The sequence below is a fragment of the Desulfosporosinus sp. OT genome, from assembly GCF_000224515.1.
GTDB lineage: Bacteria > Bacillota > Desulfitobacteriia > Desulfitobacteriales > Desulfitobacteriaceae > Desulfosporosinus.
The window spans coordinates 14,507-35,734 of the sequence record NZ_AGAF01000214.1; the positions used below are offsets into that span (position 1 = coordinate 14,507).

General features: G+C 43.9%; 14 protein-coding genes. 5 read left to right on the forward strand and 9 right to left on the reverse strand.

The annotated features are described in order from the left end of the window. Positions 1 to 5: 5 nt before the first annotated feature. The 3 genes from DOT_RS19945 to DOT_RS19955 form a co-directional block, all read right to left on the reverse strand. Positions 6 to 2,276 carry a heavy metal translocating P-type ATPase gene (locus DOT_RS19945; protein WP_009622719.1) on the reverse strand — a complete coding sequence of 757 codons (2,271 nt, stop codon included), beginning with the start codon at positions 2,274 to 2,276 and terminating at the stop codon, positions 6 to 8. Positions 2,277 to 2,297: 21 nt separating this feature from the next. Further along, positions 2,298 to 2,714: a metalloregulator ArsR/SmtB family transcription factor gene (locus tag DOT_RS19950; protein ID WP_009622720.1), complete on the reverse strand. Its 417-nt coding sequence runs from the start codon at positions 2,712 to 2,714 to the stop codon at positions 2,298 to 2,300. Positions 2,715 to 2,863: 149 nt separating this feature from the next. Continuing rightward, on the reverse strand, positions 2,864 to 3,163 hold the full coding sequence (locus tag DOT_RS19955) for an SHOCT domain-containing protein (protein WP_009622721.1): 300 nt from the start codon (positions 3,161 to 3,163) through the stop codon (positions 2,864 to 2,866). A 412-nt stretch (positions 3,164 to 3,575) separates the two neighbouring features. Here DOT_RS19955 and DOT_RS31135 point away from each other — a divergent pair, with 412 nt between their 5' ends. The 4 genes from DOT_RS31135 to DOT_RS19970 all read left to right on the forward strand — a co-directional run bounded on the left by DOT_RS31135 (position 3,576) and on the right by DOT_RS19970 (position 6,812). Next, entirely contained in the window at positions 3,576 to 3,746 is a 171-nt protein-coding gene (locus DOT_RS31135; protein ID WP_009622725.1) for a hypothetical protein, read from the forward strand. A 188-nt stretch (positions 3,747 to 3,934) separates the two neighbouring features. Continuing rightward, complete coding sequence (locus DOT_RS19960) at positions 3,935 to 4,663, forward strand: (Fe-S)-binding protein (RefSeq protein WP_009622727.1); 729 nt, start codon at positions 3,935 to 3,937, stop codon at positions 4,661 to 4,663. Further along, complete coding sequence (locus tag DOT_RS19965) at positions 4,660 to 6,102, forward strand: LutB/LldF family L-lactate oxidation iron-sulfur protein (RefSeq protein WP_009622729.1); 1,443 nt, start codon at positions 4,660 to 4,662, stop codon at positions 6,100 to 6,102. The genes DOT_RS19960 and DOT_RS19965 overlap by 4 nt, the downstream gene beginning before the upstream one ends. A 14-nt stretch (positions 6,103 to 6,116) precedes the next feature. Continuing rightward, positions 6,117 to 6,812, forward strand: a complete 696-nt coding sequence (locus DOT_RS19970; protein ID WP_009622730.1) for a lactate utilization protein — start codon at positions 6,117 to 6,119, stop codon at positions 6,810 to 6,812. A 25-nt stretch (positions 6,813 to 6,837) separates the two neighbouring features. Here DOT_RS19970 and DOT_RS19975 read toward each other — a convergent pair whose 3' ends face one another. The 4 genes from DOT_RS19975 to DOT_RS19990 form a co-directional block, all read right to left on the reverse strand. After that, entirely contained in the window at positions 6,838 to 15,522 is an 8,685-nt protein-coding gene (locus DOT_RS19975) for a glucoamylase family protein (protein WP_009622732.1), read from the reverse strand. A gap of 340 nt (positions 15,523 to 15,862) precedes the next feature. Next, positions 15,863 to 16,906 carry a spore photoproduct lyase gene (gene splB / locus DOT_RS19980; protein WP_009622734.1) on the reverse strand — a complete coding sequence of 348 codons (1,044 nt, stop codon included), beginning with the start codon at positions 16,904 to 16,906 and terminating at the stop codon, positions 15,863 to 15,865. A gap of 40 nt (positions 16,907 to 16,946) precedes the next feature. Then, complete coding sequence (locus DOT_RS19985) at positions 16,947 to 18,623, reverse strand: AarF/UbiB family protein (protein ID WP_009622736.1); 1,677 nt, start codon at positions 18,621 to 18,623, stop codon at positions 16,947 to 16,949. Between the two features lie 93 nt (positions 18,624 to 18,716). Then, the gene (locus DOT_RS19990) at positions 18,717 to 19,007 is read right to left on the reverse strand and encodes an ATP synthase subunit B (protein WP_009622738.1); all 291 of its coding nucleotides are present in this window, start codon (positions 19,005 to 19,007) and stop codon (positions 18,717 to 18,719) included. 310 nt (positions 19,008 to 19,317) lie between these two features. Here DOT_RS19990 and DOT_RS19995 point away from each other — a divergent pair, with 310 nt between their 5' ends. Continuing rightward, a complete protein-coding gene (locus tag DOT_RS19995; protein ID WP_009622740.1) occupies positions 19,318 to 20,061 on the forward strand; it encodes a C40 family peptidase in 744 nt (247 codons plus the stop codon). A 457-nt stretch (positions 20,062 to 20,518) separates the two neighbouring features. Here the strand turns inward: DOT_RS19995 and def are convergent, their stop codons facing one another. Together def and DOT_RS20005 are read right to left on the reverse strand one after the other, a co-directional pair. Continuing rightward, positions 20,519 to 20,968: a peptide deformylase gene (gene def, locus DOT_RS20000; RefSeq protein WP_009622742.1), complete on the reverse strand. Its 450-nt coding sequence runs from the start codon at positions 20,966 to 20,968 to the stop codon at positions 20,519 to 20,521. Further along, a complete protein-coding gene (locus tag DOT_RS20005; RefSeq protein WP_009622744.1) occupies positions 20,969 to 21,205 on the reverse strand; it encodes a helix-turn-helix transcriptional regulator in 237 nt (78 codons plus the stop codon). Positions 21,206 to 21,228 lie beyond the last annotated feature (23 nt).

A 21,228-nucleotide genomic window follows, 5' to 3' on the forward strand; every position in this document is an offset into this window, starting at 1 on the left:
TTGCTTTATCTTGCAGTCAACCTGGCCTCCCCTAGGAAAGGCTCTACGCTTGTCAACGACGGGCTGGAATACCGATGCACGCGGGTTGCATTGAGAACAGCCAGCAGCGCCACACCGACATCTGCGAAAACTGCTTCCCACATATTGGCCATTCCCAAGATCCCTAACAGAATAAATCCTAGTTTAATCCCTAACGCGAAGAAAATGTTTTGCCAAGTGATCTTCTTCGTAAAATGGGCAATGTCAATTGCCGTTAAAAGTTTAGCTGGCTGATCTTGCATAAGAACCACGTCAGCAGCTTCGATGGCTGCATCCGATCCTAAACCACCCATTGCGATCCCGACGTCCGCTCGTTTCAAGACTGGGGCATCATTAATTCCATCCCCAACAAAGATGACTTTCCCTTTGCGGTCGCTTTCAGACATGAGTCTTTCCAGCCAACCCAGCTTATCTTGCGGCAATAAATCCGCATAATATTCATTAACCCCTAAGTCACTAGCCACCTTTTGAGCAACCCCTTGATGATCTCCCGTCAGCATGACAGTTTTTATGCCTGCTTTACTTAACCCTTCGATTGTATCCTTCGCATTAGACTTTATACGATCCGCAATCAGGATATAGCCCACATATTGACCTGATACCGCAACATGAACGATAGTTCCGGCCTTTTCCTGATCGCTATCCCCAGTAAACGAAATTCCGGCTTGCTGCAAAAGAGCAGCATTTCCGACAAGAACTTCTTGTCCCTTAATCTTAGCTTGAATGCCTCCCCCACTTATTTCCTTATAATCTTCAAGTGTCCCAACTTCGAGGGGGGATGAGTTATTCTGACGTATCGATTTGGCAATCGGATGATTGGAGTGAACTTCAGCCGTTGCTGCGATTTCCATAAGATATTCCGGACTAAATCCCTTTGAAGGTTGAAGCTTTATTACTTCAAAGACCCCTTGAGTTAACGTCCCGGTCTTATCAAAAACAACCGTCCTCACCTGAGTTAGAGCTTCAAGAAAATTAGCCCCTTTGACAAGAATACCGTGCCGCGAGGCCCCACCGATCCCACCAAAATACCCTAAGGGAACTGAGATTACTAAGGCACACGGGCAGGAAATAACAAGAATCGTTAAAGCGCGGTAAAGCCAATGACTAAATGACCCTGCCCCAAGAAGAGGCGGTATAATTGCGATTCCCAAAGCGGTTAACACCACTCCAGGTGTGTAATAACGCGAAAACGTCGTAATAAAATTTTCAGTCCGTGCTTTGCGCGCACTTGCATTTTCCACAAGATCAAGGATTTTTTGCATGGAAGACTCTGCATAGGGACGAGTCACTTGAACCGTTAGCACGCCACTAGTATTCATCATTCCAGACAATACGACGTCACCAGCTTCAACTTGTCGAGGAACCGACTCTCCTGTCAAAGCAGAAGTATCCACGAACGAGGATCCCCTCAGTACTTCTCCGTCCAGTGGAACCCGCTCCCCAGGCCGCACCAGGATTTGTTGTCCGACTTGGACATCTTCTGGTTCGACTTTCAGTACATCTAACTGGTGAATCAGATTCGCATAATCAGGTCGAACGCTCATTAAAGCCTGAATCGAGTGCCGAGAGCGATTAACCGCCAAGTCTTGAATATATTCACCAATGGTATAAAAGAGCATAACTCCAACTGCTTCAGGTAATTGGTGGATTCCAATTGCTCCAAGCGTGGCCAATGACATTAGAAAATTTTCGTCAAACAGCGCTCCGCGTGCCATATTTCGCATAGCTCTATATAACACTTCATAGCCAACTAAACCATAGGCGGTTAAATAGATGGTATATTCTAAAACCCAACTAGAGTTTGTCCAGAGCGTTGTTAATGCTAAACCAAACAAGAATAATGCACTAGCAACGATCATCCGCAATCTTTTCCATTCAGTCTGTTGGGAGTTTTCTTGCCGATCTAGATTCTTACTTTCCCGCTGATTGACAGGTCTTAATTTTACGCCCGGCTCAATTCTATCGACGATTCGTTGTGCCAGATCGAGAGCAGCTGGAGGTAAAAAAACAGTTTGGGTAGCAAAGTTCAAAGTCGTTTGTCCAATCGTTTCTTCAGCACAAAAGGCCTTCTCTATTTTAATGGCACAATTTGCACAACACAAACCATGCAAGCGATACTTAAGCCTCTTCTCACGATCTTCTTTTAGGTCATTTTTCTGGCTGCTTATTTTTTCCTGGACAGTCTGCTTCGAGTTTTTTAGTTGAATCGTTTGTTGCAGCTTTGTTGTTGTGCTCATGCTTTTCTCCTCCAACTATATTTATGAACGACCTTCTAAAATGTGCTCGATACCCTCACGATAAAGTGCCAAGACATGATCATCATCTAAAGAGTAAAACACCATCTTCCCTTCCCGACGGTATTTCACAAGATGGTTGCTCCGCAGAACACGTAATTGATGGGACGTGGCTGACTGGCTTAACTCCAAAAGTTCAGCCAGATCACAGACACAAAATTCACCTTTCGCTAAGGCATCCATGATACGAATCCGAGTAGGATCTCCAAGAGTTTTAAATAACTCGGCTAATTTATTAACTTGCTCTCCCGGAATGAGCGTTTTCTCAACCTCTTTGATCAACTCCTTATGGATACACAAGACCTCACAGACAGGACTGTCCGATGTTTCCTCAAGAGCTGCCATTGTGTTATTTTCAAGGTCTACTATCCTTTCAACCATCACAATCTCCCTCCAACGTATGATTATATGTTCATATGTCATTATATCAATTGACCCCCTTTAAATCAATTGCCTAGTATAAAAAATTAAAAAAAGTGCGACCCTCCTTTTGATAGAGAGTCACACTAGTTACCAATATATCAATTCTGTTATATAGCAAGGTCTTGTTTCCGACGGTTAAACTCCTCGGTGTCAATTTCCCCCTGAGCATATCGTTCACGAAGGATCAATAAAGCAGGATCATTTTGCTTATGAATGGCCCGAACCTTTTTACCGTGCCGTTTCAAGACAATAACAGCAAGAATAATAATAACAAGCATAAAGATCAACTGACAAGCAAATGGGATCAATCCAAACCACCCATGAGATCCACTTGCCATGAAACCTGGACCAAATCCATGCATTATATTACCGCCACCACGTATTACATTACTACCACCATACATCATCTTTAAATCCCCCTTATTTTAAGGCATTTTGGCGTTCGTTAAATTCTTCGGAGCTAATCTCGCCTCGTGCATAGCGTATTCGAACTATGTCGAGTGCATCTTGATGAGAATTTACCAATTTATGAAAATGACAGCCCTTCTGCTTACAGTGAAAATAGGCACCAATGCAAAGCAAAACTAGTAGAAACCCGAACATATAAAACATCCTTTCTCTCAGGTCTATTTTTCTTTTCATCCTGACCTAACTTTAGTATACAGATCATTTGCGAGCGATAGGTGAATATATTGTGAGTTTTACGTTAAGATTCATTAATGCGCCCTGATATTGACAATTCTCGCACCTCACGTATGATTGAATATAGATGAAAGGTAATAGATAAAAAGATACCTAGCTGAAAGGACGAGGCACGCGATGAAAGTCAAGATTTTCAGTTCCCCAGATTCTCGAATCTTAGAAAAGGAAGTCAATCAATGGTTAGAGGACAACAGCTGGCTTAAGGTGACCAACATCGCTCAGAGCACAGGAACCTCGACCGTTATTTCCATTTGGTACACTGAACCCAACGTCCCGATTCTCGGGTAAACTTTGTAAAATCCCAAGTAAGAAAAAGAGAAGCTATTGGCTCCCCGACTGAGCCAATAGCTTCTCTTTTTCTTACTTACCTGTGAAAGAATCCCCTGCTCAATCCGCATCAAAACCTACTTTATATGGTAATACTATTCTTACTAAACCAAGAAAATTGTTACAATTTTACGAAGGGACGGTAGTTTATGAAAGTTTCCCTCTTCGCCACCTGCCTCACGAATGCCTTCTATCCTGAAGTGGACCTGACAATGGCCAAAATACTAAAATACCTTGGGCACACTGTAGACGTTCCCGAGGGACAAGCTTGTTGTGGGCAAATAGCCTTTAATTCCGGTTATATTTCTGACGCTCGAGAGGTTGCCCGTACGCTCATTGATTCCTTTGAACACAGTGAAATCGTAGTCGGCCCAAGCGGCTCATGTATTGGGATGATCCATCACTATTACCCTTTTCTGTTTGAAAACGACCCTGTCTACCTAGCTAAAGCCCATGATCTTATTGGCAAAAGCTATGAATTTACCCAATTTCTTGTTGATATCTTGAAGCAACCCGATCTGGGCGCTAAGTATTCGGCGAAGGCTACCTATCATCCATCTTGTCACGCAACACGGTTTTTAGAGATCGTGGAACCTCCCTTGAAACTCCTTGAACATGTTAAAGGCTTGGAACTTCTTCCATTACCGGAAGCTCAACTCTGTTGTGGATTTGGTGGGACGTTCTCTGTGAAAATACCTAAAATCTCCGAAGCAATGGTCGCAGAAAAGGCTGAGCACGTTTTAGCATCCGGTGCAGATTTACTCCTAGGCCTGGATATGGGCTGCCTCATGAATATTTCTGGCTACTTAGAGAAAATCAACAAACCCGTTAAAACTATGCATATCATTCAGTTACTCGGGGAGGGAATGCAGGGATGACCATGTATAAGGAAATAGTAGAGAAACGAGTCGATAAAGCTCTGGCCGATGATTTTTTACGTAAAGCTACTCGTCGAGCGACAGACCGTTTGCGTCTTGGTAAATTCAAAGCAGCCCAAGATCTAGGGGATTGGGAAGACTGGCGCCTAGCCGGGGAGGCCATACGAACTCAGGTTGTCGCCAATCTTGACTTTTATCTTAAACAACTGATTGAGCAAGTTGAAAAAAACGGCGGGCATGTCCACCTTGCCAAAACGCCGGTAGAAGCCGTAGATATTGTTCGCAAACTAGTGCACGAACATGACGCTAAAAACGTCATCAAATCCAAATCTATGGTTTCCGAGGAAATCCACCTTAACTCTGCTCTAGAAAGTGAAGGAGTTAGTGTGATTGAAACCGACCTCGGAGAGTACATCATTCAAGTGGCTGGCGAACCTCCTTCTCACATCATCGTACCGGCAATGCATAAAACCCGGCAGCAGGTTGCTGATTTATTTGAACCCATCGCTGGCCACACTTTGAGTTCAGATACCCCTACTCTAACCAAATTCGTACGCCAGGAAATGCGAGAAAAGTTTCTTCACGGAGACATTGGCATTACTGGCTGCAATTTTGCCGTAGCAAATACCGGAAGTATTGTAATGGTTACCAATGAAGGCAACGGACGGATGGTTAGCACCCTCCCTCGCGTTCAAATCACCCTCATGGGCATGGAGCGCATTGTCCCCTCGTTTCGAGAACTCGACGTTTTGCTCAATTTACTAGGTCGAAGTGCAACAGGGCAACGACTCTCCAGCTATACAACGATCCTCACTCCCCCAAAGCATTCTTCGGATTCAGATGGCCCTGAGGAATTCCACCTCGTGATCCTGGACCATAACCGTTCGGAAATTCTGGGGGATACAACGTTTCGCAGGGCCTTAAACTGTATCCGCTGCGGAGCATGCTTCAACGTATGCCCCGTCTATCGTCAAATTGGTGGCCATGCCTATGGCTCTGTTTATGCTGGCCCCATTGGATCAGTGATCACGCCGCTATTAGAAAAAGATTGGGACAAATGGGGACACCTACCTTACTTCTCCACACTTTGCGGTGCTTGCACCGAAGGCTGCCCGGTTCGCATTCCTCTCCATGACCTCCTAGTAAAACTCAGAGCGCGCAAAACTCTCAGTGGGCATACTCCACAAATAGAGAAAAGAATTTTTCAAGGATACCGCTACATGTTTACCCACGAGAAAAGATTACGTCAAGCGCTTCGGATGGGTGCTCATTTACAGCGGCCTTTCGTTAAGCACGAACGAATCGTCGGCGGTCCACCCCCTCTCTCCAACTGGACTAAAAGCCGTACTCTTCCTATGGTTGCCTCCAAATCCTTCATGCAAATGTGGTCAGAACTGAAGCTCAGCGAAAAATCCTCCAATTCAGACCCAATTCAATAAGATGAGGTGAGAGCATGACAACTCCAAGCGATTTCATTAGTCAACTGGCGACAAAATTAGGGCGTTCTACCCCCTCTCAAACGCCCGACCCAGTGCCTATCCATGTTCCCGAATACCGATTGTCGGGCCCCGAGGAACGAGCGACGGTTTTTTTACACAATTGGCAAGCCTTGGGGGGCAAAGGAGCTATTGTTAAGTCAACAGACGAAACGGTCCAGTGCCTTAAAGAATGGTTTGGAGAGCTCCCTTTAGATCGCCCAGCCCAGCAAGCCATCGTAGCTTGGGACCTGCTCCCTACTATTGCCGAATCTGCCTTTACAACCTTAAACTGGCCTCTTGTCCGCTATCCTCAGTCTGCGTTGGATACGCGTGAGCGTTACGCAATCGCTGCTCAAGCAGAACTGGGCGTGACCGGTGCTGATTGGGGAATAGCTCTCTCCGGAACAGTTGTGATGAACAGCAATCCCCAAAGAGGACGGGCAGTAAGCCTGCTTCCTCCTCGCCATCTCACCTTTATCGAGACTTCTAAACTACAGGACAACCTTTTTGAGGTCCTAGAGGCAATTTCAGCCACAGGAAGTCCTCCCGCTGCAATCGAGCTGATCACCGGTCCCAGTCGGACATCCGACATTGAAATGGATCTCTCCATAGGTGTCCATGGGCCAGTTGAAGTTTGTGTTCTCTTAATTGAAGACGAATTAAAAGATTGAGCGTGTAATTATCCGATTCCCTAGTCTATAAAACCAACCTCACAACATGTTCTAAGCCGTCATCTATTAAGTTAATATAGAGTTCCGAAAGTTCCAACTCCCCTCCATCGAGCTCTAACCTACTTCCTCCGGTGTTCTTATGCAAAGGATTTTGAACTTGGATCTGATAAGTAGTCTGCTTAAATCGATAGGCCACTGAATACTCTCCCCAAGCCTTAGGAATACATGGTTTAAAATATAGACGTTCCCCACGACGCTGCAATCCTAAAATCCATTCTACCCCCGCTTGATACATCCAGCCCGCTGCTCCTGTGTACCACGTCCAGCCTCCCCTGCCAATATTAGGTTCAATCGAATAAACATCAGCAGCAATAACATAAGGTTCCACTTTATAACGCAAAACTTCACTGGGCGTCAGGGCATGATTAATAGGGTTTATCATTCGGAAGAGATCCCAAGCCTTATCCCCTTCTCCTAATTTAGCCCAAGCAATAATACTCCAGATTACACCATGTGTATATTGTCCACCGTTTTCTCGCACTCCAGGCGGATAACCTTGGATATAGCCTGGACTAGGATCAGTCTTTTCAAAAGGTGGAGTCAAAAGACGTACCAAGGAATATTCTCGATTCACCAGTTCTCGATCCACCGCCAGCATGGCAAGTTTTGCTTTTTCATAGGGTGCCGCTCCAGAAATCACAGACCAAGCTTGGGCAATAGCATCTATCTGGCATTCCTTATTTTCTGCCGAACCCAAGGGCTGTCCGTTATCAAAATAAGCCCTACGGTACCACTGTCCGTCCCAAGCCTTTTCGTTGAGATTGTTAGCTAATTCTTCAGCAATTTGACGATACTTAAATGCGCTATCTCCGGTCTCCCTGCGTTCACACAGTTCAGCAAATCCTTCTAGGATCGTATATAAAAACCATCCTAGCCAGACACTTTCCCCTTTCCCTTCACGCCCTACTCTATTCATACCATCGTTCCAGTCACCAGTCCCCATTAAGGGCAAACCATGAGAACCAAATTGCAAAGAACGTTCGATGGCTCGCAGGCAATGTTCAAAGAGAGATGCTCGTTCCGTCGATACTTTAGTTTCCGAATACCGTTCATCCTCATCCGGCCCCAAGGGGAGATCTTCCAGAAAAGATACTTCCTGAACTAAGAGTTCCTCGTCTTGTGTATGTTCCAGATAACGCAATACGCAGTAAGGTAGCCATAATAAATCATCCGAGAACTTCGTGCGAATCCCACGTTTTGTCTCTTCATGCCACCAGTGTTGCACATCCCCTTCTTGAAATTGATGGGCAGCATGGCGCAAGATTTGTTCTTTGGTCAGTTCTGGGAAAACATGTAGAACTGCTAAACTGTCTTGCAGCTGATCCCTGAACCCATAGGCTCCTCCAGCTTGATAAAAAGCAGACCTAGCCCACATCCGGCAACTTAAGGTTTGATATAACAACCAGCCATTGAGCATCAGATCCATACTCTTATCCGGAGTATCTACCTGCACACCCTTAACTAGTTGTGCCCAGAATTCCTGGACCTCTTGCAACTGTTTAGCCACAAACAGCGGTTCTGCATAGCTAGACGTAAGACTTCTCACTTCTTCACCTGAGCAGGCTTGCCCGAGAAGCACCAAGACCTGTTTTTCCTCCCCAGGTTCTAAGGTTAATGTTACTTGAATTGCCCCGCAGGCATTGTACATCATCCCACTAGAATTCGATAGAGCAACTCTAGAAAGAGCTGCCGGCTTTTTCAATGACCCATGGCGCCCCAAAAATTCGATACGATCCCCAGTCCAAGTCCGGTTGGGTTTTTCCCCCACCGTTTGAACCCAAAGAAAAGCCTTCCTGTCTGGGAATACTTCCTGGTAGGTGTTGCGAGCTAACAAAGCCCCCGAACTCTTATCGATCTCAGTGACGATAAACGGTGCATTGACCTCTCTTTGTACTCCCAACACCCACTCCACATAGTAGGTCAGTGAAATTTGACGAACCGCTTGCCCTAAATTTCTTAATGTAACCTGCCAAACTTTGAGGGAATCATTCAGGGGAACAAACACTAACCCTTCTTGAAAAATTCCATGACTTGTATGTTTGAAGCGGCTGTACCCCCAACCATGATAAACAGTATAGGGATCTTCCTCATGAATCGGGAAACAAGTCAGCGACCAAAATTCCCCACTGACTTCGTCTCGAAGGTAACATACTTCACCAGGCAGATCCATAACAGGATCATTGTTCCAAGGAGTCAGTTTGTTCTCCCGACTGTTTTCTGCCCACGTGTATCCTGCCCCTGATTCCGAAACCTGAGTCCCAAACGAAGGATTGGCTAAGATATTCGACCAAGGAACTGGAGTTAACTTGCGATCATTTAGGTAAATAGCGTACTCATGTCCCTCCGCTACGAATCCCCCTAATCCATTAAAAAACGCCAAGTCCTTATCGTAGTCGGGTGGCCCCTCCCGCTCCGAAGTCCAACAACTCTCTAGAGGCACAAAGGCTGCAGGTAGATTACTCTCTACTTTAGGGGCTGTCAGTTGTTTAGCCAAGTTTCCGCCGTTTGCTTGCAAAGAGATGCGAGCTACCGTAGAAAAGAGAATTTTATCTTCAATTGGCATAATGTTGGAAGAGCGAATAAAGACTCCTCCTGGCCGATCTAGAAAATCACGATCTGAACTAGCAAACACCAAGTGGCGCAAGGCCTCTGTGAGCGGTTGTTCGTAGCTCCCTACAAAATCGTTGAGGATCAACAAATCAACTTTAAGTCCTCTCAGTCGCCAATATTCATGGGCTAATAGAACAGAACTCACAAAATCTAGATTCTCTATCTCCGAGACATGAATAAGCACCAGCGGTATGTCCCCAGAGATGCCGTAGCTCCATAAAGCTGATTGTCCCTTTCGGTTGCGCATGATACTTTGTGCCCGCATCGTCCTCAAGGGGTTAAAATAGAAAATCTGGGAGAGCATCCACTGGTAGATGTCCGCTTGTCGAGTCGACAAGTTCAGATACCTCAGTTCAATCCTACTCCTGTTCCAAGCCAATTCCAAGGTATGCTCAACTTGATGGGGGGAGGAAAGATGCTGAACCATCGTTAGCACCTGTTCTCTAGTTTCGGCAACCCCTGTTACAAAAGTTAGGCGAACTTTTTTGCCCGGAGGGACTTCTACTCGCCTTCTCAGCGCTAATATTGGATCAAGCACTGAGCCTAGCGTTCCAGAGAGCCGTTGGTTCTCCACCACCGCCTTCGGACGATCATAGAATTGACCTCGCCCTAGAAAACGGGCCCGATCAGTCTCATACTCCAAAGGACCTACAGTCTTCCCTTCAACGCTCACTGAGTGCGCCAACCAAGGAAAGTGATCTCCAGGGGTTCTACCTCTCCGTTGGGCTAACAGAGCTTCTGGCTGATCAGAAAACTCTGTGTGGATGAAGAGTTTATTAAAAGCAGGGTGGGCATCATCCGCAGCCTGAGGTGCTAAAACAACCTCAGAATAACTTGTCACCTCCAAGATATGAGCTTCCTTCCCTTGATTAGTAAAGGTGATCCGACGAATTTCAGCATCCCATTCTGGCGAAACTGAAATTTCCGTAAGGGTATGAATTTCATCGTTCGTCCTAGTATAGGTCACCTTCTCTAACGAGAAACTCATCTCATCGCTAGCAGACCTATCATGGCAAGGTTGATAGGTTGCCGACCAAATCTTTCGTTCCGTAAGATCATTAATATAGAAAAAACTCCCCCAGGGATCTTTAGCCGGATTCTCTCGCCAACGAGATACTGCTAACTCTCCGAAGCGGCTAAACCCACTTCCACTACTTGTCAACATAACCACATAGCGACCATTGGATAGAATTCTGGCTTCAGGCATAGGAGTATCAGCACTGTAAAATTGTCGTTCAAACTCATGCTCATCCAACGCCCGCTGAGGTCTCGGTGCTGTCCATTTCCAACGTTTTAAAACTACGGGTTTCTGCGAGATTCGTTCCTGCAAGAGTAGTTCTATGGCCTGAATTCGCGGATCCGCATGAAACCGGCTACTCAAGGGGCGATCCAGCAATAAGTGACTCAAAGCTACCAAACTCATACCTTGATGATGGGCCATGAAGCTCTTAATTGAGACGTTTTGCTCAGCTTCCGGTAAGCGCTCCTTGGTGAAATCTAAAGCTTCGTAAAAGCCATACTCTCCTCTGGCCCCTAATTTTTCAAGGACATTCAAATTTTTAAGAGCCGCTTTGAAATCGATCAAAGAGGCTAATACAGTGGCATACGGTGCGATAACCCGTTCATATCCCAAACCACGTTTAAGTCCTAAAAACGGTACTCCAAAAGCCTGATATTGATAATTCATCTGAAAATCAAACGCGTAAAAACCAGACTCCGATATCCCCCATGGCAATCCTAACTTAGTCGCATAAGATATGTGCTTTTCCACAACAGCCTTGTAAGTTTCATCCCAAAGCGTATCCTTATAGCAGTTCATCAAAAGTAGCGGCATCAAATATTCAAACATCGTTCCAGTCCAAGATAACAAAGCTGTATTCCGTCCTACTTTAGTTAAGGTACGGCCTAAAGCAAACCAGTGTTCTGTCGGCAGTTGACCGAGTGCAATCCCCATAAAGCTAGCCTGCCTAGCTTCAGAAGCCATCAGATCATAGTATGAGTTATCTCGCTGTTGAGTGGAGACATTATAGCCAATTGCCATAAATCGGATCTTTTCATTATACAGGGGGCGGAAATCTGGTTCGATTGCCAACCTTTCCAAGCGTGTCTGCAACGTTTGAATTCTAGCTAAAAAATTCCCTTGAGAAATAAGGTTTTCTTCTAGGGCTAACCTCCACTGCAAAGCAAGCTCTCCAGTCATTTCCTCGCATAGTTTTAAGCTATCTCTGCTTATCGCGGCGAACTCTTGTAAAGTTCGCGCTGCCTCCCAAAGTGACCTTATTCTTTCCACTCGTTCCTGGGTGCTGGCAACTTCTTCATTCTCCTGTCCAGTACCTGCGTAACCTTCAAGCTCATTCGTTGCCCTAAAATCCAGCGTCCCCAGTTGTTCAATAAACTCTATACTCGGGATCAATTCCTTCAGATCTTGAAGCGCAAGATGCACTCTTTTCTGTATTAAGAGGGGAAACTGCTCAACCTTCGCTTCCAAAAGCAACCGATACCAGCTTACACAACTTATCGTCTGTTCTTGCAACGCATCTTCAAGCTTTTGTTTCCAAGCCTCTAATTCCACACTCCCTTTGATGTCATCTGAACAAGAGGTCAAGGGAGTACCATATAAGTCTGGTACTAAATCCACACAAATCTTGCTGCCATCCTGTTCTTCTTTCGTAATCCGATCTAACATTCCCAGGATCGTAGTTCGATCGACAAGCAGATTATTTCCCAACTCCTTGACTCCTTGTTTTACAGTTAACAGGTAAGCGACCAGATTACCACTATCCACTGTGGACACATAGAGAGGTAAAAGAGGTTCTAATGAGCAGGTATCATACCAGTTATAGAAATGCCCCTGCCAACGTTGCATCGTTTCCAGGGAATCCAAAGTATGTTCCAGTCGATCCATGAGTTCCGTAGTCGTTAAATAGCCCAGATCATAAGCTACCAAGGTTGATCCCAAGAGTAACCCGATATTAGTAGGAGAGGTCCGATGAGCGATACCCCGTGGCGGATCGACCTGTAGATTATCCGGAGGAAGCCAATTGTCCTTTTCCTGCACAACGACTTCAAAGAAACGCCAAGTATCATAAGCCAAGGCACGTACGTAGTTTCGCTCGTCAGCAAGCATTTCGGTCTTTTTATCAAGTTGCGGTTGACTAAGCCAATACGCCAGAAAGGGACCAAACATCCATACCAAAGCAATTCCAAGACCTAGCTCAGCGATATCTCGTTCGGAAATAAAGGTACCCAGTAATAAAAGCGCCACAAAAAAATACCCTTTGCTTAAGCGGCATATGAAAACACGCACTGTTTTTGGGGCCTGTCGTTCGACATCGGCCGCCGTAACCCACTCCAATAAATGTTTCTTGGAGAAGAGCAACCTATAAAGTGTTCGGAAAATGGCATCCAGCAAAATCGCACTCTTAAACGGCAGCATCACGGCAGTGACCGCAATTTGTCCCAGTGTTCCTAAAAGATTTCGCCATCTCCACCGCCACTTTAACCTTTGGCTAATATTATTCAAGGAATGGATAAAAAAAGGAATCCCCATCGTTGAAGAAACAATGCCTAACCAACCCATTTTCCAGCCCGGCAATCCTAAAAGACTAAAGATTGTTAAACCTAATAAGACGGGACCGAGTAGACTACGTCGCAGATTGTCTAACATTTGCCAGCGGGTGATGATTGGCAGATCAACCCAAAGACGCGTCCCTCTTCGGTTTCGTACCTTCGGAGAAAACCAGCGCAATAATTGCCAATCACCACGTACCCAGCGATGCATGCGCTGAAGGTAAGCATAGTAATTTGAAGGAAAATCATCCATTAGCTCTATATCAGTTACAAGACCTGCTCGTAAAAACCCGCCTTCCAACAAATCATGACTTAAAACAGTATTGTCAGGAAAACGATGGCTAAGAATTTTATCAAAAACTGTTAAGTCATAAATACCTTTCCCCGTAAAAATTCCATGCCCAAATAAATCCTGATAGGGATCGGAAATTGCAAATGTATACGGGTCTATCCCTGTCACTCCTGCAAACCAATGCGCCAGCCGTGAACGATACAAGCTCTCATGCTTCACCAGGATTCTGGGTTGTAACAAGCCATAGCCGCGAACAACTCGGGTTTGCTCATCATTAAGCAAGGGGATATTCAGAGGGTGAGCCAATGTTCCGATCAAATGTTTAGCAGCATCCTTTGGCAACTCTGTATCCGAGTCTAGGGTGATGACATACCGTATTTTGGAGAAAACATCTGTATTTCCTATGATATCTGTATAACTTGTCGTCTGATCCCCCAGTAACAGCGCATTGAATTCTGTTAATTTTCCGCGTTTGCGCTCCCACCCCATCCAAACCCCTTCTTTAGGATTCCATAGACGTTTGCGCATCAAAATATAAAAGGTTGACCCCTCCGGACAAGAATATTTCATATTCAATTTCGCGAGTTCTTGGCGCGCAAACTGGATTATTTGACCATCTCGGGGTAAGGTTTCCTCAGTGGCGTCACGAAAATCCCCTAAGATTGCGAAATGGATGTTTGGATCCTGATTGGCTAAATGATGGATCTCCACATGGTGTAACAACGTTCGAACGTCAGTCTCACTCGCTAAAAAAGAAGGGATGACCACCATAGTTGCCGCCTCAGGGGGCACTCCCTCTTTGAACTCTAACCTCAACAGAGGTTGCGGGGGAAAGCAATGTTGAATGAGAGAATTAACGATGCTTAAGCTCCACTCACTTGCAGGAACAAGTAAGACTAGGCTCAAAGCTACGCCCACCCATAAATTTAGATTATCCGACCCTCCAACGACTTGCCAAAAGATTGCTAATGTAAGCATTGCTAAACATATGACAGAACTTAGGAATGTGAAGGTAGGATGCCGCTTTAAGTACAGTAAAGGCTGAGACCAAACATTGTGACGTGCTTGTAAGGCCTTATAAAGCTCGTCTTTACCTTGATCGACAAGATAATAACCCACATGTTTTTGAGGAACATTTTCGCTAAGGGGCGATACTGAGGACTTCTCTGCTAATGTAACGGCTGTTTGGGCAATTAAACATTCTTGCATCTTAAGACCTTTAGCAATATGTTCAACCGCGTGTCTCAACTGATCTCGACTAGCGAAATCCATTAACAGATAAGTCCTGCTCGGGTCATGCTCTAAAATCCGTTCTACGGTACTTAACGATTCAAACTGTTCCTCCCATTTCCAACGCGATACGTTGCGCAAGCTGTTGATTAGATTTCCAGCAGTAACCCGATAGTTTGCTTGGAGCTGGTGTTCATGACCCATTAATTTTTCGATGCCTTCTGTTTGCAAACTAATTTTACGTTCAATCCATTGACGAATAGGAATGCCCTCTTCGCCATAGTCTCGGAGCCGACCTATTAGATAAACGACAATCACTGTAGGGAGAACGCTCAGATCACTTGTTGTTCGATCAATTTCAAGTCTAAGTTGATCTGGATCAGCGAGATAAGGCACCCATTTTTGAAACAATTCTTCCGCCTGTTTACGGGCTTTATGACGTTCAAAAATCTCATCAAAAAGATCCCCCAGTTCTTCTAATAAACTGATTCGCAAAAATAACGGAATTGACCACAGTTCCCCCATCGTTAGGGTAGAAATATCTTGAAAAGCCCTTATATACAGGGTAAGCATAGGCAAACTCGCCTGTCCACGCATATTTTGCAGAAATTTTTGTAGAATTGTGGAAATGCGAGTTTGTGAAGATTTGTCATCCCATTTGGGTAAACGTCGATAGTATGACGGTGGAAGATTATTCTCAACATTAAGGTTCTGTTCCTTAAATAAATCAATATGGTCCATCAACCATTCCATCGCAGGCAATAAAGGAAAACCCGCGCTTTCGTCAACTTCAAATTCATGACTATATGCTTCTAGTTGCCCGACGATCTTTCTTAATTTACGAAACGGGGTAGCTCCTCGCCTGTGATAAACCGTGATATTTTCGAGAGCAAGGGTATGGGCTTGTTGTACGAGTTCATCGGCGTTCAGTACATTTTGTTCGAGCACTTCATCATCACCTCGTTTTGAATTCTTTCAACGAGCCTCAAGTCTACACCTTACACTATGGAATCTTTTGATAAAACTTTAATAACTTGGTTAATTCCCACTTTAACCTAAACATTCTATATATTATTATTTTTTCCTTCTATGTACCATTAGGCCATAATCATATAATCTTATATCAGACGAATACACCTACCTTTCTGTTTAATCATGTATTAGTTTCTTATTCAAACCTCTGGAACTGACCAGTATAAAAAAAGGAGTACCTCTTTTAAAACCTCGATAAAAGTGTAGGTGACTGAACCAAACACCCGAGGTAGAAATGAGGTACTCTATTAGAAAACTAAATAAAATACTCTACGTGGGCTAAGGGAAAATAACATTTCGCTTGCGCATGGAAAAACTCTTTCATTTCCTTCATTTCTTCAGGTCGATAAATATATTTTCCATAGCCAAACTGTCCATATTTAAACTTACGCATCTCTTCTTCCATGGGTAAGGAGGAATTCGGAAAAACTCCCAAAATATTAGTCTTAGCTTTCGAAGTAAAGCGATGTGAGATAAACTCTAGCGTTAATTGCTCTGAGGACCAACCAGACGGAGCCCTTTTTGCTAATTCTTCCGCTGAACGCTCCATTAGGCGTCGATATGCCTCTTGCCACCCTTCAAACCTAAAAATAGGCGCAATGATAAAACCTAAAGGATAATCAGCTTCTAAGATTTTACCTGAAGCAATAATCCGTTCTTCTGGAGAAGGCGTCCCATGTTCAAACTTGTCCACTATCTCTTCACAATTCAAACTAAAGCGGAAACGCGTATGCCCTTCATGTTGGGCATCAAGTAAACTATCAACGTCCGTATACTTAGTAACAAAGCGAAAACGACCATTAGGCTCACGCCCAAAAAATTCGATTGCCTGTTTCAAGGCGCCAGTATACCGCTCTACTGGAACTGGATCTGAGGTTGCAGCTCCTTCAAACTGGGTGATCTCTGGCAATCGTTCCTGGATCAAGCGTGAAGCCACGCCTAGGATCTCTTCAAGATTGACATAAACCCGGACATAGGGTTTCTTTCCCAAGGTTGTTGCCAAATAACAATATTCACACATCCCCGGACAACTCGTGACTAGGGGCAACTGATAATGAGCAGACGGTTTACATGATTGAAACATCTCACTGCGCCGTACACCAATTACCAATGTTCGCTTAGCTTCCCGATACGCTGCGGCCGGAGTATTTCCTGGAATTCCTGTAATCCGATTATGGGAGGCAGTGGGAGTCACCGTCACCCCCATACGTCGGAAACGTTCCACTAAAGTTTTCCCTAAAGGATAATCAAGAACGCCTGGCTCGTAAAATACACGAGTGGGGATGAATTCAAACGACATTTTGTTCACCTCAGGATTAGCTTAACCCAAGGGTGATGAACTAAAACTTCCCAGATTTAAAAATAGAGATCAACAACCAAAGCAGCATGAGAGTAGCCACTGTAAAACCGACCTCAATGACCGGGATGTGCCAAAGTAAGATAGGTTGGTGGCCTAAAGCCGAAGCAATAATGATCCCCGCCATAACGATGCTAAACGAAAGCAAGACAATACTGAAAGAAAGTTGGTTCGTGATCCGGTCCAATTTTCTCAGAAAAATATCAAGTTCCGGAACACTGACCTCTAAATGAATTCGCCCTCGTAATAAGTCACGCATTAAATCCTTCATTTGTTTCGGAAGATCCACTAAAAGATCCCCATAATCCGAGATGTTATGCCAAACCCTGCCTGCAATCGTACTTGGACGGTAGCGTTCCTTGAGGAGTCGGCGACCAAATGGTTCGGCCATATCCATAATACTAAGCTTCGGATCAAGTTTTTCTACGATCCCCTCAAGAATCAGTAAGGACTTTGCTACCATGGTAAAGTCTGCGGGAATGCGTATTTGATGTTTAAAGGCAACTACAAAAAGGTCACTAACTGCCTCACCAAGGCTAATACGACTCATGGGAACATCCATATACTTTTCCCTTAATTCGTCCACATCGTTGGTTAGGAGCGGTAGTTTGACTTCATCGGGAACTATCCCTATCCGAAGGATAGCTTTAATCATACTTTCCGTACTTTGACGCATCATGGCGATGACCAATGAAGCAAAATTATTTTTCATATCTGCGGTAAGCCTTCCGACCATGCCAAAGTCGATAAAAGAAATCACCCCGCCGCTTAAAAGAAAGATATTTCCCGGATGGGGGTCAGCATGAAAAAAGCCTTCGATTAACATCTGATGAAAGAGCGCCTGAACAAGCTGTTCCGCAATGGCTTTTCGGTCATAACCCATTTTTTTGATTTCCTCAAACTGATTAAGTTTCTGACCATCAACAAACTCCATTGTGAGAACGATACGGGTAGAGAAATCCCAATAAATTGATGGAATATGAATCTTCGGATCATTCTTAAACTGCTTAGCAATTTTCTCAGCATTTCTAGCTTCAATAGAATAATCTAACTCATTACGCAGTGACTTGGCAAACTCCTCAACAACCTCTCGTAATTGCAGACGTTCCATCCGTTCCATCCGGTGTTCTGCCAACGTGGCTAAGTCCAGAAGAATTTCTAAATCAGTTTCAATCATTGCCTTAATTTGAGGGCGCTGCACCTTCACTGCAACTACCTCTCCCGTCCGTAGTTGTGCACGATGAACCTGACCAATGGAAGCTGCCGCGATAACCTTCTCCTCAAATGAAGAAAAAATATCCCCTATTGGAGAGCCCAGTTCCTCTTCAATGATTCTGGCGACTTCCTCGAAAGAAAAAGGGGGAACATTGTCTTGTAATTTTTCCAATTCGTGGAGGATATCTTCCGGAATGATGTCGGCACGAGTACTAGCAATCTGCCCGATTTTGACATAAGTCGGACCTAACTCCTCGATCACCTGGCGAATCCGTTCTCCGACTGACATAGGATCACTCTCTTCCATATCCGTGAAGAGTCGCTTAGGCAGAGAAAGCATATGTAAAAGCCCCATCTCCTCCACAAAGAAACCGAACCCATGGCGTGCTAGTACTTTAGCCACATCCCGATAGCGTTTAATATGGCGTATCCTTTTCCCAATCATAGAAATGTCCCCTTCATACATCGATGTTCGAGTATCGCCCAGCACACACAGGTTTACTGATGAGGGCCTGAACTATGTTCAGGCCCTTTTGATCTATTGTTTATTTTCCAATTCTTGAATCCGTTTTTCCAGACGCTCCAGGTCAGCTTTAGTCGGGATATTTAGGTCCTTCAAAAACTTTTCTAATTGTTCTCGAATACGGGCATTCATTTCTTTCTTCTCCGCTTCCCCTTTCTCAAACAACTCACGCATCAAGTCTTTCGATTCTGCAGAGGAAACTTCGCCTTTCTTAACCATCTCGTCAACAAATTTCTCAATCTGTTCTTTACTAACGACTGCAAGTCCTAAACCAAAGGCCAATCCTTTATTTATTAGGTCTTTCATGCCATCTCCCCCTTTGTCTTTTTATTATACACCTGTAAATGGAAAATCACCTAAATATAATGATATAACTTGTCGAACTATTCTTAGCTTCATAATAATTATTTACCAAAACGCCTGAAGTTATTTAATAGATATTTTGCGGGCCTTGACGATTGACCTAGGAACTCGTTTCGATTTCCATTTTCAGAATAACTTACCAAAGACAAGCCTAAAAATATCCTCTATACTTAAGACAACTTCGCTATCGTAATGCCGTTGTCATTTCAGAGGCCTATTCAAACCCCTTTCTCCTTCAAAAAGTATTGAAAGGATGAAGAATATGAAGAATATGAAGTGGTTTCTTCTCTATGTTCCCGTCATTGCTGTATTCTTATTTGTGACAATTATCACAGCAGAACCTGCGAAAGTATCCGGTGATTTATATCCAAAAGCAATAAAGAACGCAATGGGGTATTTATACCCTCAACCACTACCAATACCAAAATCTGCTCCCCCAGAAGTAGCAAAAAGTATTCCAGCACCTAAAACTATAGTTCCTGCTAAAACAAGTACGCCTTCCCCTACTAAGTCAACTCCAGCTAAAACAAATACTCCTGCAGCTACAACAAAACAGGTGAAAACACAACTTGCAAAGTCATCAAGTTCGCTAACCACACCTTCTTCATCTACCAAAACAACTACTGAGACTTCTAAAGCAAGTGCCGTTATCGCTACAGCTAAGCAATATATTGGGGTTAAATATGTGTACGGTGGAACGACACCCTCAGGATTTGATTGTTCAGGTTTTGTTCAGTATGTTTTTGCTAAACATGGGATAAATCTCCCCAGAGTTTCGCGTGATCAATATAAAATTGGTACTTCTGTCTCTTTTATCAATCTAAAGGCAGGAGATCTAGTCTTCTTTTCTCTAGCAAAAAACGGGGTCGTTGATCACGTGGGAATCTTTGTCGGTAATGGACAATTTATCAACGCTTCGAGCTCTAAAGGCGTAACCATTTACACGTTGGGATCTTATTGGCAGTCCGTCTTCCTTGGCGCAAAACGAATATTATAACCTGAATGTAAAGAAAACTTGGCTGGTGCCCACACGAAGACACTGTCTTCGCACGTATTAGCCTTCTTGTTAGCCTTGGCGAAGGCGGCTGCCTAATTGCCCTTATGCGCTTGCCGTGATGGCGAGAAGGGGCCTTCCTAAAAGTATGAAATATAAAGTTATACTTTCTGACTTGATACTATAAGGGAAGCTAATTCACGATTATATGAATTAGCTTCCCTTTTTACACGTCGAACCTTTAGATTTGACTCCGGAAGGCGCCCACTATTTTACAGCTTAACCTACTTCTCCGTTTTTTCAATTATTATGGCTCGGACGGTATTACCATTGTCTCCCTGGATCGTCTGCCATCTCGTTAACAGTCCTTTGTGGATAAAGAAGCCCATTTCAGAGTCGTTTTATTAAATCACGAGATCATAATAATTCTCCTTGTATTCTTTAAGCTGCATAAGATCTGCTATCTTATATATTCAGTAACTAAATCAGTAAAAAGAATACCTTCTAAATGGTCTATTTCATGACAATAACACTTTGCCAAATCTCCTTGGCCAGTCAAAATAATTTGCTCGCCATTTTCATTTAAAGCTTGAACCATTACCTTTTGAGGTCTTTTTAATTTTCCTAATATATTAGGAATGCTTAAACATCCCTCTACAACTTCTTGAGTTCCTTCCTGCTGAATTATCGTTGGATTAACTAATTTAATAAGCCCTTGTCCCATATCTACAACAACCAATCTCTTCAATATACCTATTTGCGGGGCTGCTAAACCTCCGCCGTGTTCTTTGTACATTGTATCTGCCATATCATTTAATATTTGTCTTATTTTATCATCAATTAAGTCAACAAACTTGCACTTCTTTCTTAATATATCATCATCAAAAAACCTTAGTTGTCTCAGTGCCATTTATCCTACTCCTTTGCTTTGCTGTGCCCTCGATTTTCTTTCACTTTCTTCAAAAAGAAAAACCTCCTCTATGGAGCTATTAAATACTTTGCAAATATCATAAGCAAGCCATATAGACGGTTCGAATTTTTCCGTTTCAATAGCGTTAATCGCCTGTCTCGATACCCCAACAAGTTCTCCTAAATGTTCTTGAGTTAACCCAAGCGATTCACGAAGTTCTTTTAATCTATTTTTCATTATTACTCTACTCCTGTAACGTT

What these genes read in the sequence shown, in the direction of transcription:
- DOT_RS19945 (WP_009622719.1), bottom strand. Translation starts at nt 2,276, where the DNA reads ATGAGCACAACAACAAAGCTGCAACAAACGATTCAACTAAAAAACTCG.
- DOT_RS19950 (WP_009622720.1), bottom strand. Translation starts at nt 2,714, where the DNA reads ATGGTTGAAAGGATAGTAGACCTTGAAAATAACACAATGGCAGCTCTT.
- DOT_RS19955 (WP_009622721.1), bottom strand. Translation starts at nt 3,163, where the DNA reads ATGATGTATGGTGGTAGTAATGTAATACGTGGTGGCGGTAATATAATG.
- DOT_RS31135 (WP_009622725.1), top strand. Translation starts at nt 3,576, where the DNA reads ATGAAAGTCAAGATTTTCAGTTCCCCAGATTCTCGAATCTTAGAAAAG.
- DOT_RS19960 (WP_009622727.1), top strand. Translation starts at nt 3,935, where the DNA reads ATGAAAGTTTCCCTCTTCGCCACCTGCCTCACGAATGCCTTCTATCCT.
- DOT_RS19965 (WP_009622729.1), top strand. Translation starts at nt 4,660, where the DNA reads ATGACCATGTATAAGGAAATAGTAGAGAAACGAGTCGATAAAGCTCTG.
- DOT_RS19970 (WP_009622730.1), top strand. Translation starts at nt 6,117, where the DNA reads ATGACAACTCCAAGCGATTTCATTAGTCAACTGGCGACAAAATTAGGG.
- splB (WP_009622734.1), bottom strand. Translation starts at nt 16,906, where the DNA reads ATGTCGTTTGAATTCATCCCCACTCGTGTATTTTACGAGCCAGGCGTT.
- DOT_RS19985 (WP_009622736.1), bottom strand. Translation starts at nt 18,623, where the DNA reads ATGATTGGGAAAAGGATACGCCATATTAAACGCTATCGGGATGTGGCT.
- DOT_RS19990 (WP_009622738.1), bottom strand. Translation starts at nt 19,007, where the DNA reads ATGAAAGACCTAATAAATAAAGGATTGGCCTTTGGTTTAGGACTTGCA.
- DOT_RS19995 (WP_009622740.1), top strand. Translation starts at nt 19,318, where the DNA reads ATGAAGAATATGAAGAATATGAAGTGGTTTCTTCTCTATGTTCCCGTC.
- def (WP_009622742.1), bottom strand. Translation starts at nt 20,968, where the DNA reads ATGGCACTGAGACAACTAAGGTTTTTTGATGATGATATATTAAGAAAG.
- DOT_RS20005 (WP_009622744.1), bottom strand. Translation starts at nt 21,205, where the DNA reads ATGAAAAATAGATTAAAAGAACTTCGTGAATCGCTTGGGTTAACTCAA.